The following is a 13,920-nucleotide window of genomic DNA, read 5'->3' as shown; positions in this document are numbered from 1 at the left end:
CCGCTTTTCGGCGTGCGTATGCATTCATGTCGGAGCCTTGGCAGCGGAAGGAATATCCAGCCAGCCGTCGTCGATTTCGGGCAGTGGGATGGCCGCGATCAGGTCGCGCGTGTAGGTCTGTCGGGGATTTTCGAAGAGAGCGTCCGTCGCGCTCGCTTCGACGATCCTGCCTTCGCGCATGACGATGACCTGCCGGCACAGCCGCCGGATGACCGACAGATCGTGGCTGATGAAGGCGACCGTCAGCCCCATCTCCTCCGCCAGTTTCTCCAGAAGGGTGAGGATCTGCGCCTGCGTCGAGACGTCGAGGCCGGAGACGATCTCGTCGGCCAGCACGAATTTCGGCGCCAGCGCCAGCGCGCGCGCTATGCCGACGCGCTGGCGCTGGCCGCCCGACAGTTCGTGGCGGTAGCGGCCGGCGAAGCTCTGCGGCAGGCCGACGCGCTGCAAGGCCTCGGCCACGCGGTCCCTGAGATTGTCGCCAAGCCCGTTCTGCTTCAGCGGCGCGGCAATGATGCTGGCAATGGTGCGGCGCGGGTTGAGCGACGACATAGGATCCTGGAAGATCATCTGCAGATCGCGGCGCAGCGGCCGCAACTCCGCCTCCGGCAGATGCGTGATGTCTATGCCGTCGAAGCTGATGCTGCCGGCGCTGGGCTCCAGCAGTCGTACCAGGGCACGGCCGAGCGTCGACTTGCCGGATCCGGACTCGCCGACGATGCCGGTCACCGATCCCTTGGGCAGGTCGAAGTCCAGGCCTTTTAGGATTTCCGCCAGCGGCGCGCGGCCGATCAGCGGCTTGCGGGTCATGTCGGGCAGCGCGACTTTCAGGCCGCGCACGGAAAACAGCGGCTCAGCCATGCGGTCGCCTCCACGCCTGGTCCGCGGCCGCAATCTCCGCGGCAAGCCCGGCCAGCACTGCCTCGTCGACCGGCTTTAGCGAGGCGAGGGGATCGGTGTAGCGCGGCGTTGCCGCCATCAGTGCCCGTGTGTAGGGGTGCTGCGGTGCCGCGAAGAGGGCAGCTGTTTCGGCCTCTTCCACGACCTTGCCGGCATAGAGCACCGAGACCTTCTGGCTGATCTTGGCGACGACGCCGAGGTCGTGGGTGACGAACAGGATCGCCGTGCCGTGCTCGCGCTGCAACGCAGCGATGAGCCGCAGGATCTGCTTCTGCACGGTGACGTCGAGCGCCGTGGTCGGCTCGTCGGCGACGATCAGCCGGGGCTCGGCGGCGAAGGCTGCGGCGATCAGCACGCGCTGGCGCATGCCGCCGGAAAGCTCGTGCGGGTAGCTTTTCAGTACCCGGTCGGGGTCACGGATCTGCACCTCGTCCAGCAATTGCCGGATGCGGGTTTCGGCCCTCTCGCCGCTCCAGCCGAGGATGCGCACCAGCCGGTCGGTCGTTTGCGGGCCGATGCGGCGCGACGGGTTGAGCGCGGTCAGCGGATCCTGCGGGATCAGTGCGGTGCGCGCGCCGATCAGCGTGCGCCGTGCCTTCGGGTTGAGCTTGCCGAGGTCTTCGCCCTCGAGCCGCATATCGCCCTCGACGATGCGCACGCTCGACGGCAAGACGCCAAGTACCGCCTTGCCGATCATCGTCTTGCCGGCGCCGCTTTCACCGACCAGTGCTCGCACTTCGCCGGGCTGCACGGCAAGCGACACCGAGCGCAGCACGCGCTGGCCGTTCGGCAGCACGGCGCTCAACTCCTTGATATCGAGACAGGCGCTCATCGCAGCACCGGATCGAAACGTGTCTTCAGCGCCTCGCCGAACTGGCTGAACGACAGCACGGTCAGGATCAGTGTGATCAGCGGGAATACCAGCACCCACCAGGCCTGGTGGATCGACAGCCGGCCCTCGGCGATGATGCCGCCCCAGGTCGGGTCGTCGGTCGAGATCGACAGGTTGACGAAGGACAGGATCGCCTCGACGATGACGGCGATGCCCATTTCCAGCGACAGCAGCGCCACGATCGATGGCACCACATTGGGCAGCACTTCGCGCAGCATGATGCCGATGCGGCCATAGCCGGCGATGCGGGCGTTCTCGACATAGTCCATGCGCGACTGGCCCATCGCCTCGGCGCGGATGACCCGGCAGAAACGCGTCCAGTCGATGATCGCGATCGCCAGGATGACAGAGCTCAAACCCGTGCCGAGCACGGCAACCAAAAGGATGGCGAACAGCACCGGCGGGAATGCCATCCAGACATCGACGATGCGCGAGATGATGCGGTCGGCCCAGCCGCCGAAATAGCCAGCGATCAAGCCCAGGGTCGAGCCGACAAGGCAGGCGGCGCTGGCGGCGGCGAACGCAACGATGAAGGCGATGCGCCCGCCGAAGATCAGGCGTGACAAGAGATCCCGGCCGAGGCTGTCGGTGCCCAGCCAATAGCCGGGCTCCGCGCCATCGAGCCAGAACGGCGGCAAACGTTCGAGCATAAGATCCTGCGCGAGCGGGTCCCGCGGCGCGACCAGCGGCGCCAGGATCGCCGCCAGCAGCACCAGCAGCAGCCAGCCGCCGGCCAGCCAAAGCCTGGCGCTTGAGCCGTGTCTCGAGATGCGGCTCTCATCCATGGCGCAGCCTCGGATTGAGCAGGGCGTACATCATATCCACCGCGAGATTGATCAGCACGAACAACAGCGCGAAGACCAGCACGATGCCCTGGATCAGCGGCAGGTCGCGGTTGATGACCGCGTCGATCGCCATGTTGCCGAGACCCTCATAGGAAAACAGCCGCTCGACGATGACCGTGCCCCCGATCAGGAAGGTGAACTGCACGCCGACCAGCGTCAGCGTGGGCAGGGCGGCATTCTTCAGCGCCTCGCGCAGGATGACCTGCGTTTCCGAAAAACCCTTCACCCGCGCCAGCACGACATAGTCGAGGTCGAGCACTTCCTTCAGCGATTGTTTCAGTAGCTGCGAGATGATCGCCGCCAGCGGCAATGCCAACGCCACTGCCGGCATAAGCATGTGCTTCAGGAGATCCCATGTGAGATCGAGGCGGAGCCGAAGCAAGCTTTCGAACAGATAGAACTGGCTGACGAAGGGCAGGTCGAGTTGCGGCGAGACCCGGCCGGAAATGTCGAAGATCGGCACCAGCACCCCGAACAGCAGGATCAGCACCAGGCCCCAGAGGAAGTCGGGAATGGAAAGTGCCGCCCCGCTGGCGATGTCGATGCCGGCTTCCACCGCCGTGCCTCGTTCGCGGGCGCCGAGGATGGCCGTCGTCCCCCCGATCGCCACCGCCATGATAAGCGCGACGATGGCGAGTTCCAGCGTTGCCGGCAGCCGGTTGAAGACAAGCCCGAGCACGTCTTGCCGCAGCGAGATCGAGGTGCCGAAATCGCCTTTGACGACGCCGGACAGCCAGATGAAGAACTGCTCGACAATCGTCTTGTCGAGGCCGTAGAGCGCCCGCAGCCGGGCGATGTCGACATCGGTCGCGCCGGGCGGCAGCATCATGGCGATCGGATCGCCGGGAGCGATGCGGATCACGACGAAGACGACGACGGCCACGCCGAACAGCGTGATCAGCATCGTCAAAAGACGGATCAGGAATCGTTGCAGGAGCATGTAAATCTTTGCTGGAGCCCGGAGGCTCGTATGCCGAAAGAAGATGCGCGCCGTCGCTATGGACGGCGCGCGGCAAACCCGGGCCGATATTAGGCCGGGGTCATCAGGGCCGGTAGCAGCGCGCCGGACACATGCTGGACGACGTTGACACCCTTGGCATGAACGATTGGCTGCGCGTACTGCATCAGCGGCAGCACATAGGCCTGCTCGGCGATATATTTGTCCACCGCCTTCCAGCCGGCGATGCGCTTGGCCTCGTCCTTCTCACCCCACAGCGGGTTGATCATGTCGATCAGATCCTGGCTGTCCCACACCGAGTGCGGGCTCGGACCATACATGGCAAAACCGGTCGAGGTGGTCGGGTCGCCGATGGCATTGCCCCAGTTGTAGAAGGCCGCCGGCGCCAGCTTGTCGGCGGCGCGCAGTTCGTAGTGCTTGGCGATCTCGTAGACCTCGATCGTCGCCTCGATGCCGACCTTGCGCCACATGCCGACGATCGCCTGGATCATCTCGTAGTCCTTGGGCTTGAAGCCCTTGGTCGTCTGGATGGTGAACTTGACCGGCTTTTCCGGCGAATAGCCGGAAGCGGCCAGCAATTGCTTGGCCTTTTCCGGATTGTGCTCGACCTTGATCGACGCGTCGTAGGCCGCGTATTCCGGCGTTTCCAGCGTGGCGAGCGGCTGGCCGTAGCCGCGCAGCAGCCGCTTGACCAGAAGCTCCTTGTCGACCGCCATGACGGCTGCCTGGCGCACGTTCTTGTCCAGCATCGCCTCGACGTCGTTGAAGAAGATCATGCCGATGTCGGAAACATTCTTGATCGAGCCGGCAAGACCGTCCTTGGCGATCAGGCGGTCATACTCCTCATAGGGAATCTCGAGCGTCACCTGCGAGGAGCCGGACTCGATTTCGGCGACACGGCTCGCCGCGTCTGTGACGAATTTGATCGTCACGTTCTCGAATGCCGGCTTGCCGCCCCAGTACTTCGGATTGGCCTTCAGCCGCAGGAAGGCGTTGCGTTCGAACTTCTCGACCATGTACGGGCCGGTGCCGATCGGAGCCTTTTCGAAACCTTCGGCGCCCACCTTCTCGTAATAGGCCTTCGGCATGATGTAGCCCGTGAGGAACGACATCCACTTGAAGTAGACCGGGTCGAACTGCACGACATCGCCCGTGATCTTGTTGCCCTCGATCTTGAAGTTGTTGACGTTCTTCCACACGAACTGGATCGGGTTGCCGGTCTTTTCATCGCCGGCCCGCTGCAACGACCAGACCACGTCCTCGGGCGTGAACGGCGAGCCGTCATGCCAGGTTACGCCCTCGCGCACCGTCATCATGATCTTGGTGCGGTCGTCATTCCAGCCCCACTCGGTGAGCAGCCCCGGCGCGAAGGACAGGTCCGGCTTCTGCGGGATGAACTGATCGAACACCGACTGGTAGAGGCCCTGGATGGTCGGGTTGACCGCCGAAGGTCCGGTGGTCGGATCCCAGGACGGCAGGTTGACATTGTAGGCGATGGTCAGTTCGCCGGCCGCCGCCCCGGCGATCTTCGGCAGGCCGATGGCCGTCGCCCCGAGTGCGGCGGCACCGTATCCGAGCAATTCGCGTCTGTTGATTGTCATGGTCGTTCCCCTTGTTGGTTTTTCTGTTTTCCGTGCACGGCTTCGTTGTTTGATCAGTGGGTTCCCTGGGCAACCGTACCTTGCCTTGCTCCACCCCAATGCCTTTCGGCTGCTACCTCCCGCCAAGCTGTTGCGCCAGCATGAAGCCCGAGGCGGCACCCGTGCCGGCGCCCGGCCATGTGGCGGCACCGGTGAGATGCAGATTGGCCACAGGCGTGTTCCAACCGGCGTAGCCGCGTGCCGGGCGAAACAGGAAATTCTGTGCCAGGTGGTGGCTACCACAAACCTGGTCGCCGCCGACGAGGTTCGGGTTCTCGCGCTCGAGGTCGATGGGCGAGAACACGGCCTGGCCAAGGATCTTGGCTCGCAGGCCGGGCGCGTAGGTTTCGACGATGTCGAGCACGCGCTCGGCATAGCGATCCTTGACCTGATCCCAATGCGCGGGCGTGATCTTGCCGGCGGCGTCGCCAAGGATTTCTGCCGGCAGCATGCGCACCTGCACCCACAGCACATGCTTGCCTTGAGGCGCGCGCGACGGATCGACCGCGGTTGGTTGGCCGAGGACCAGCACCGGCTCGTCCGGCAGCACGCCCGCCATCGCCTGCTGATAGGTGCGCGACATGGCGTCGAGCGACGGTGACAGATGCACATAGGCGAACTGCCGCAACTCGGCGCCGGCGCGCCAGTCCGGCAGATCGTCCAGCGCCAGATGGATCATCATGGTGCCCGGCGCGTGGCGGAATTTTTGCATCGCCGTGTTGAAGCCGGCGTCGCCGGAACCGTTGGGCAAAAGCGTGCCGGCCAACGCCTTGGGTGCAACGCCGGCAATGACCGCCCTGGTGGCCGTGTGCGTCTCACCGGACTTGAGCCGCACACCCGTCGCCTTGCCGGCCGAAACCGTGATTTCGGCCACCTCGGCGTTGGTGAAGATCTTGCCGCCGGCGCCCGTGACCATCCCCGATAAGGCACGAATGATGGTGTGGGCGCCGCCCTTGCCCAGCACCATGCCGAAACTCTGGTTGGCCATGGATTCCAGATAAGGGAACACGGCACCGCCTGCGATGTCGGGCGCAAAGTCGAGATGCATGCCCCAGGTGGCGAGCGTCGCCCGCACATGGGGCGACTCGAAAGTCTCCTCCAGCCACGCGCGGGGCGAGGAAAGCAGCAGGCGCCCGGTATCGAGCGCGCCGGTAAGGCCCTTCTTGCGCCAAAGGTTCCACGCCGTGCCGGCAAGGGCGCGGGCGCTCATCGGTGATCCCAAGAGGCGAAACAGATGCTCTGCTTCCGCCGGGAAGGCGGCGACCAGCTTGCGCCACGTGGCGGCATCGGCGGCGGAGAAGGCAGCCATGCGCGCGGCCGTCTTTTCCAGATCGTTGCTGACGCCGAACCAGCGTCCGTCCGGGAAGGCGCTGGCGAAACAGTCGGCGACCGGCGCGAATTCCAGCCCGTGGGCGTTCAATTCATTTGCATATTTCCGGTGGAAGGCCGAGCCGGCGAACAGGCTCAGATTCATCGCACCGAAATCGTGCCGAAAACCCGGCAGCGTGAACTCGCGGGTCTGGACGGCGCCGCCGATCGTTGCACTGCGCTCAAAAACCCCGGTTTTCCAGCCTTTGAGTGCCAGATGCGCGGCGCAAGCCAGACTGTTGTGGCCCGCCCCGACAAAGATGGCGTCGAACTCGCTCACGCCCCGCACCCATTTCCTTTATGCTTAAAGATAATTGCAGATGCATATGTTTTCGTCTAGTAGGATATTAAGGGCCGAAACGAGCCTTCAGCACATCAGACAAGAGGGAACAGAGACCATGGACACGCAACAACTCCTCGGCGAAGTCGCCGGCCAGCTTCTTTCAGGCGCCATCAAGGTGGTCGACCTGTCGGCGCCGCTCGGTCCTGACACGCCGCTGATCAAGCTGCCGCCGGAACTTGCCGTCGACACGCCGAAGGTCGAGATCCATAACATCTCCCGTTACGACAAGAATGGTCCCTGGTGGGCCTGGAACTGGCTGAAGCTCGGCGAACACTCGGGCACGCATTTCGACGCGCCGCAGCACTGGATCAGCGGCAAGGATTATCCGGATGGCGCCACCGACACCATTCCGGCGCAGAACTTTATTGGTCCGGTCAATGTCATCGACTGCTCCAAGGAAGCCGCCGCAGACCATGATTTCCTGCTCACCGTCGATCACATCAAGGCGTGGGAAGCCAAGCATGGCGCCATCAACGCCGGCGAATGGGTGGTGATGCGCACCGACTGGTACAAGCGCAACGGCTCGGAAGCCGAATTCCTCAACGCCAACGAGACCGGCCCACACACGCCCGGCCCGACGGCGGAAGCAATCCAGTTCCTGATCAGCAAGGACATCAAGGGCTGGGGCTCGGAGACGATCGGCACCGATGCCGGCAAGGCCGGCGGCATGGAGCCGCCATTCCCGGCCCACACGCTGATGCACAAGGCCAACCGCTATGGTCTGGCCAGCCTGTGCAACCTCGACCAGTTGCCGCCGAAGGGCGCCATCCTGATCGCCGCGCCGCTCAAGATCGAGCACGGCACCGGCAGCCCGATCCGCGCCCTGGCGCTGGTGCCGGGCAAATAGGGCGAAGTGGATCTTCGGGAGAAGATCATGCGCGCGGGCGATGCGATAGGGAGGCAGACTGGCGGCGCTCGCGCTCTACGGCGCCCCCCTCTGCCCTGCCGGGCATCTCCCCCACTTGGGGGGAGATTGGCGGCTCGGGCGCCGCATACCATCCTGCGACGTTGGAAATTGGCGAAAGCCGAGATGACGGCCAATCTCCCCCCTTGTGGGGGAGATGCCCGGCAGGGCAGAGGGGGGCGCCGTAGAGCGCTGTCCCACGCAATTGAATCCCACCCGCCGACGAAAAGCCACCGCCAATGAACGCCCCCGACCACATCATCGTCGGCAGCGGCATCAACGCGCTGGTCTGCGCGGCGTTGCTCGGCGGCAAGGGCGCCAAGGTACTCGTGCTGGAGCGCAACGACCGCATTGGCGGCTGCATGCGCACCGAGGAAATCACCGCGCCCGGTTTCATCCATGATGTGATGGCGACGACCTTCGTGCTGTTCATTACCTCGCCGGCTTACGCGGCGCTGGGCAAGGACTTGGCCCGGCATGGCCTGGAGTTCTGTCACGCGGCCACCCCGACGGGGGTGCTGCGGCCCGACGGCAGCCATGCCGTGCTCAGCACCGACCGCGCCGCCAACATCGCCGCCTTCAATGCGATCGCCGCAGGCGACGGCGACCAGCACGCCGAGGATGTCGGCGGCATCGAGCGCAATGCCGGGCTGCTGTTCGGCCTGCTCGGCGGCAGCCTGTGGACCTACCCGACGGCGAAGCTGCTCGCCGGTGATGCCTGGCGGCGGAGCCCGCGCGGGCTGGCCGCCTTTCTCGGCGATGCGTTGGTGCCGGCGCGCGGATGGCTGGAGAGCACCTATCGGTCCGAAACCATACGCGCGCTGTGGGCACCGTGGGTCCTGCATGCCGGACTTGGGCCGGAAGATGCTTTCTCCGGCCAGATCGCCAAGGTCATCGCCTTCGCGCTGGAAGCTGCGGGCGCGCCGATCGTCAAGGGCGGGGCGAAGAACCTGCTGTCGGCCTTCGAGGCGCTTGTCAAAGAGCGCGGCGGGGTCATCTCCACCGAGGCCGACGTTGCCTCGATCATCCTGACCGAAGGTCGCGCCACCGGCGTGCGGCTGGCCTCGGGCGAAACCGTCCATGCGAAGAAGAGCGTCATCTGCTCGGTCACGCCAACGCAGCTTTACGGTCGGCTGCTCGGCAGTGACGGCCCCAAAACCGACGTCGAAGCGACGCAAAAATACCGCTACGGCAAAGGCAATTTCCAGATCCACTATGCCCTCGACAAGCCGCCTTCATGGCGAGGCCAGGGGTTGGACAAGGTGGCGCTGCTGCATCTGACGCCTGGGTTGGACGGGGTATCGAAGGCCTGCAACGAGGCGGTGCGGGGCATGCTGCCCGAAGTGCCGACCATCTGCGTCGGCCAGCCGCACGCGCTCGATCCCTCGCGTTGCCCGCAAGGCAAGGCGATCCTGTGGCTGCAACTGCCCGAGGCTCCCCGTCACATCAAGGGTGATGCCGCCGGCAAGCTGCAGGCACCGGCGGACGGGCAGTGGACCGACGCGCTGCGCGAGGCCTATGCCGATCGCGCCGAAGCGATCCTTGCCAGTCATATCGATGGCTTCAAGGACAGCGTCATCGCGCGCCGCGCCTATTCGCCTGCTGATCTCGAAGCGATGAACATCAATCTGGTCGGCGGCGACCCCTATGGCGGGTCCTCGACCGTCGACCAGTCCTTCCTGTGGCGGCCGTTCAAGACCAGCCGCAATCACCAGACCGGCATCAAGAACCTCTACCATATCGGCGCCTCGACCCATCCGGGCGCGGGCCTCGGCGGCGGCTCCGGCTTTCTCCTGGCGGGGAGACTGTGATGGAGCAGAAAATCGCGGAAAAGCGCCAGCGCATTTCGACCTTGGGCCAGATCGGCCTGCAGCAATTCGCGCCCTATCTGATGAACCGCATCATGGGCCGCTACAACGCCACCTTGCGCGACGATTTCCGCAAGCAGGGCCTGACCATTTCGCAGGTGCGGGCGCTCGCGGTGCTGTCGGTCACCGACGGCGTCACCGTCAACGACCTCTCGGTCTATACGGTGATCGAGCAGTCGACCTTGAGCCGCACGCTCGACACCCTTGAGGGGCAGGGGCTTGTGCGGCGCGAGCAGGGGGTTAGCGACAGTCGCATCCGCCATGTGTTCCTGACCGACGAGGGCCGCACCGAGTTCACCCGTGCCTGGCCGGCCATGCATGACGCTTTCGAGGCCATGTTCGACGATGTCGACGATGCCGAATATGCAGCGCTGATCGCGACATTGCAGAAGATGCTGAAGAACATTCGCAAGCACGACATCTAGAGCTACGCGCCGCCGAAGCCGGGCGGCAACGGAAGGAGGCCAAAAATGGCCGAACGGTCTTTTGCCAAGGAAGTCGAAAAGCTGAGGCTCGGCGCGGGCGAGGAATTTGCCGGCGAAGGCATCCTCGCCATCACCAAGGCGCTGCTGCAATGCGGCGTCGGCTATGTCGGCGGCTACCAGGGTGCGCCGATCAGCCATCTCATGGACGTGCTGGCCGACGCACAGGACATTCTGGGCGAACTCGGCGTGCATTTCGAGGCGAGCGCCTCGGAAGCCACCGCCACCGCCATGCTGGCGGCCTCGGTGCATTATCCGATCCGCGGCGCGGCGACCTTCAAGTCGACGGTCGGCACCAATGTCGCCTCCGACGCGCTCGCTAATCTGGCATCTGGCGGCGTCACCGGCGGCGCGCTGATCATCGTCGGCGAGGACTATGGCGAGGGCTCCTCGATCATGCAGGAGCGCAGCCATGCCTTCGCCATGAAAAGCCAGGTCTGGCTGCTCGATCCGCGCCCGAACCTGCCCTCGATCGTCAAGGCCGTGGAAGACGGCTTCGAGTTGTCCGAGGCCTCCAACACGCCTGTCATGCTGCAGGTGCGCATCCGCTGCTGCCATGTCCACGGTCATTTCACCGCCAAAGACAACAAGCGGCCGCCGATGACGGTGGCCGATGCGCTGGAGGCGCCCCGCCGCGACACCGGCCGCATCGTGCTGCCGCCCGCTTCCTTCCTGCACGAGAAGGAGAAGGTCGCGAAGCGCTGGCCGGCGGCGGTGGATTTCATCAAGAGCCGCAAGATCAACGAGATCTTCGGTTCCGATCACGGCTCCGTCGGCATCGTCATGCAGGGCGGCATGTACAATTCCGTCATCCGCGCTTTGCAGCGGCTCGGCCTTGCCGACACCTATGGCGAGACCGACGTGCCGCTCTACGTGCTCAATGCCGTGTATCCGTTGATCGACGACGAGTTTCTGTCCTTCTGCGAAGGCAAGCAGGCGGTGCTGGTCGTCGAGGAAGGCCAGCCCAACTACATCGAACAGGCCTTTGCCGCCATGCTGCACAAGGCCGGGCGTGGCACCCGCCTGGTCGGCAAGGAGCACCTGCCGATGGCCGGCGAATATACCGGCCAGGTCATGCTCGACGGCATCGGCGCCTTCCTGCGCACCGAGGCGCCGCATCTTCTGCCCGGCGAAGTGCGGGCTCCCAACAAGGTCGGCGACGGCGTCGACACGGCGGACCTGATCAATGTCGTTCCAGGTCGACCGCCCGGTTTCTGCATCGGCTGCCCGGAGCGGCCGATCTTTGCCGCGACAAAACTGGTCGAACAGGAACTCGGCAAGCACCACATCGCGTCCGACATCGGCTGCCACCTGTTCTCGATCATGCCGCCCTTCGAACTCGGCGCCACCACAATGGGCTACGGGCTCGGCCCGGCCTCGGCCTCGGCCTTCAATTCACCCGACGCCAAGCGCCGCTCGATCTCCTTCGTCGGCGATGGCGGCTTCTGGCACAACGGCCTGACCTCCTCGATCGGCAATGCGGTGTTCAACAAGAACGACGGCGTCATCGTCATCGTCGACAATTTCTACTCGGCCGCGACGGGAGGACAGGATATCCTGTCGTCTCGCGCCGGCAACAAGACCAAGTCGACGAAGCATCCCATCACCGAGGCCGTGAAAGGTATGGGCGTCAAGTGGCTGCGCCATGTCGACCGCACCTATGACGTCGGCAAGATGCAGGACACGCTGCGCGAGGCGCTGACCACGGACGAGAAAGGCCCGAAAGTCATCGTCGCCTCGTCGGAATGCATGCTCAACCGCCAGCGCCGCGAAAAGCCCCTGGTCGACAAGGCGATCAAGGGTGGGACGCGCGTCGTCAAGCCGAAGTTCGGTGTCGACGAGGATATCTGCACCGGCGACCACGCCTGCATGCGGCTGTCCGGCTGCCCGTCGCTGTCGGTGAAGTCGCTCGACGATCCGCTGCGCGACGATCCCGTCGCGAGCATCGACCAGAACTGCGTCGGCTGCGGCAATTGCGGCGAAGTCGCCGATGCGGCGGTGCTGTGCCCGTCCTTCTATCGCGCCGATGTCGTGCACAATCCGAGCCGCTGGGACCGTTTCCTCGAGAGCGCCCGGCGCGCCGTCATCGGTCTTTTGCAGCGTCGCCGCGAAGGCCGCCGTCTGGTGTTCGCCGATGCTTGATCACAACGCCTCATTACGCCCGAAGACAGGCGCCGCCGACGACGAACGCGTTATCAAGCTTGCGGTGCTTGCCGTCGGCGGCCAGGGCGGCGGCGTGCTTGCCGATTGGATCACCGACGTCGCCGAGCGCAACGGTTACGTGGCGCAATCGACCTCGGTGGCCGGCGTCGCCCAGCGCACCGGCGCCACCATCTACTATGTCGAGATGGCCCGTGACACCGGCCGCCTGCCGGTCTTCGCGCTGTCGCCCTCGCAAGGCGACGTCGACATATTGATCGCCGCCGAGCTGATGGAAGCCGGCCGCGCCATCATCCGCGGCTTTGTCACTCCCGACCGCACGACGTTGATCACCTCTTCGCACCGCATCGCCGCCGTGTCGGAAAAGATCGAGCCCGGCGACGGCAGGGCGTCGTCGTCGAAGGTGCACGCGACGGCTGAAGCCGCATCGAAGCGCTTCATCGCTTTCGATATGGAAAAGATCGCCGCCGACAGCGGCTCGATGATCTCGGCCAGTCTGCTTGGCGCGCTGGCCGGCTCCGACGCTCTGCCGTTCACGCGCGAAAGCTACCAGGAGGCGATCGGCGCCGGTGGCCGCGGCGTCAAGGCCAGCCTCGCCGCCTTCGCCGCCGCCTATGATCGCGCGCGCGGCACGGCATCATCGGCTGCGCCAAAGCCGGCGGAAGCGGCTGTCGTCGGCTCCGCCCTGGCCGCTGGACAGGTGAGTGGCCCGCAAGACCTCCTGCGAGGCTGGCAGGCCCTGGCCGCCCGCATCGACGTGATGCCCGTGGCGGTGCGCGACATGGCGCTGCGCGGTCTGCGAAAGGTCGTGGACTATCAGGACATTGCCTACGGACGCGAATATCTCGACCGCCTGGACAAAGCCGTCGTGCTGGACGGGCCTGATCGAGCCTATGCCCTCTCGATCGCCGCCGCCAAGCATTTGGCGAACGCCCTATGCTACGACGACATGATCCGCGTCGCCGACCTGAAGACGCGCTCGACCCGCGACAGGCGCGTGCGCAAGGAGGTCGGCGTCAGGGATGGCTCGGTCCTGCAGGTGACCGAGTATTTCCATCCGCGCATCGAGGAGTTCTGCGGCACGCTGCCGGCGGGGCTGGGCAGCTACATCGAGAACCGGCCGAAGCTCGCCGCCTTCCTTGACCGTCGCATCAATCGCGGCCGACGCATCCGTACCGATAGTTTTGCCGGCTTCACCGCTCTGTGGTTCATCGGCGGCCTGCGCCGCTGGCGCCGCCGCCTGCTGCGCCACAAGGTGGAAGCCGCACATCTGGAGAGCTGGTACGCGCTGGCGCTGGGCCATGCGCGTGAGGACTATGCATTGGCCGTCGAGATCCTGAACTGCCGCCGGCTGATCAAGGGCTACAGCGACACCCATGTCCGTGCCCAGTCGAAGTTCGACCGCGTGCTGTCGGCGCTCGACCTGCTCAAGGGGCGCGCCGACGCCGCTGACTGGATCAGGCGGCTGCGCGAGGCGGCGCTGAAGGACGAGAAGGGCGACATGCTCGACGGCGCCCTCAAGACGGTGGCGACGCTGGGGGCCGGGCCGACACACTGAGG

The 13,920-nt window shown here is 65.2% G+C and carries 11 protein-coding genes; 5 read left to right on the top strand and 6 right to left on the bottom strand.

The genetic code is table 11. From position 1 onward, the window contains the following. Positions 1-24: 24 nt before the first annotated feature. From FJ942_RS09260 to FJ942_RS09235, 6 genes are all read right to left on the bottom strand, one after another. Complete coding sequence (locus FJ942_RS09260) at positions 25-861, bottom strand: ATP-binding cassette domain-containing protein (RefSeq protein WP_140559702.1); 837 nt, start codon at positions 859-861, stop codon at positions 25-27. Beyond that, positions 854-1,732 carry an ABC transporter ATP-binding protein gene (locus FJ942_RS09255; RefSeq protein WP_140513068.1) on the bottom strand — a complete coding sequence of 293 codons (879 nt, stop codon included), beginning with the start codon at positions 1,730-1,732 and terminating at the stop codon, positions 854-856. The genes FJ942_RS09260 and FJ942_RS09255 overlap by 8 nt, the downstream gene beginning before the upstream one ends. Further along, a complete protein-coding gene (locus tag FJ942_RS09250; protein ID WP_140496967.1) occupies positions 1,729-2,577 on the bottom strand; it encodes an ABC transporter permease in 849 nt (282 codons plus the stop codon). Before FJ942_RS09250 ends, FJ942_RS09255 begins: the two co-directional genes overlap by 4 nt. Further along, positions 2,570-3,577 (bottom strand): ABC transporter permease, encoded by a 1,008-nt coding sequence (locus tag FJ942_RS09245; RefSeq protein WP_140564904.1) that lies wholly within the window; start codon positions 3,575-3,577, stop codon positions 2,570-2,572. Before FJ942_RS09245 ends, FJ942_RS09250 begins: the two co-directional genes overlap by 8 nt. Before the next feature lie 89 nt (positions 3,578-3,666). Next, positions 3,667-5,196: an ABC transporter substrate-binding protein gene (locus FJ942_RS09240; RefSeq protein WP_140556779.1), complete on the bottom strand. Its 1,530-nt coding sequence runs from the start codon at positions 5,194-5,196 to the stop codon at positions 3,667-3,669. A gap of 112 nt (positions 5,197-5,308) precedes the next feature. Further along, entirely contained in the window at positions 5,309-6,883 is a 1,575-nt protein-coding gene (locus tag FJ942_RS09235) for an NAD(P)/FAD-dependent oxidoreductase (protein WP_140564900.1), read from the bottom strand. Between the two features lie 118 nt (positions 6,884-7,001). Between FJ942_RS09235 and FJ942_RS09230 the strand changes: the two genes are divergently transcribed. The 5 genes from FJ942_RS09230 to FJ942_RS09205 all read left to right on the top strand — a co-directional run bounded on the left by FJ942_RS09230 (position 7,002) and on the right by FJ942_RS09205 (position 13,918). Next, positions 7,002-7,793 (top strand): cyclase family protein, encoded by a 792-nt coding sequence (locus tag FJ942_RS09230; RefSeq protein ID WP_140496959.1) that lies wholly within the window; start codon positions 7,002-7,004, stop codon positions 7,791-7,793. Positions 7,794-8,089: 296 nt separating this feature from the next. After that, positions 8,090-9,661, top strand: coding sequence for an NAD(P)/FAD-dependent oxidoreductase (locus tag FJ942_RS09220; protein ID WP_140556773.1), 1,572 nt, complete (start codon positions 8,090-8,092; stop codon positions 9,659-9,661). Next, positions 9,661-10,143, top strand: coding sequence for a MarR family transcriptional regulator (locus FJ942_RS09215; RefSeq protein WP_140496955.1), 483 nt, complete (start codon positions 9,661-9,663; stop codon positions 10,141-10,143). Before FJ942_RS09220 ends, FJ942_RS09215 begins: the two co-directional genes overlap by 1 nt. Positions 10,144-10,188: 45 nt before the next feature. Continuing rightward, on the top strand, positions 10,189-12,342 hold the full coding sequence (locus tag FJ942_RS09210) for an indolepyruvate ferredoxin oxidoreductase subunit alpha (protein ID WP_140523774.1): 2,154 nt from the start codon (positions 10,189-10,191) through the stop codon (positions 12,340-12,342). Then, a complete protein-coding gene (locus FJ942_RS09205; protein WP_140564895.1) occupies positions 12,335-13,918 on the top strand; it encodes an indolepyruvate oxidoreductase subunit beta family protein in 1,584 nt (527 codons plus the stop codon). The genes FJ942_RS09210 and FJ942_RS09205 overlap by 8 nt, the downstream gene beginning before the upstream one ends. The last annotated feature ends 2 nt before the right edge of the window (positions 13,919-13,920 follow it).

The organism is Mesorhizobium sp. B2-4-2, assembly GCF_006442845.1.
Lineage (GTDB): Bacteria > Pseudomonadota > Alphaproteobacteria > Rhizobiales > Rhizobiaceae > Mesorhizobium.
Note: the sequence above shows the minus strand (reverse complement) of the source record. Positions and strands in the feature narration are given on the sequence as shown.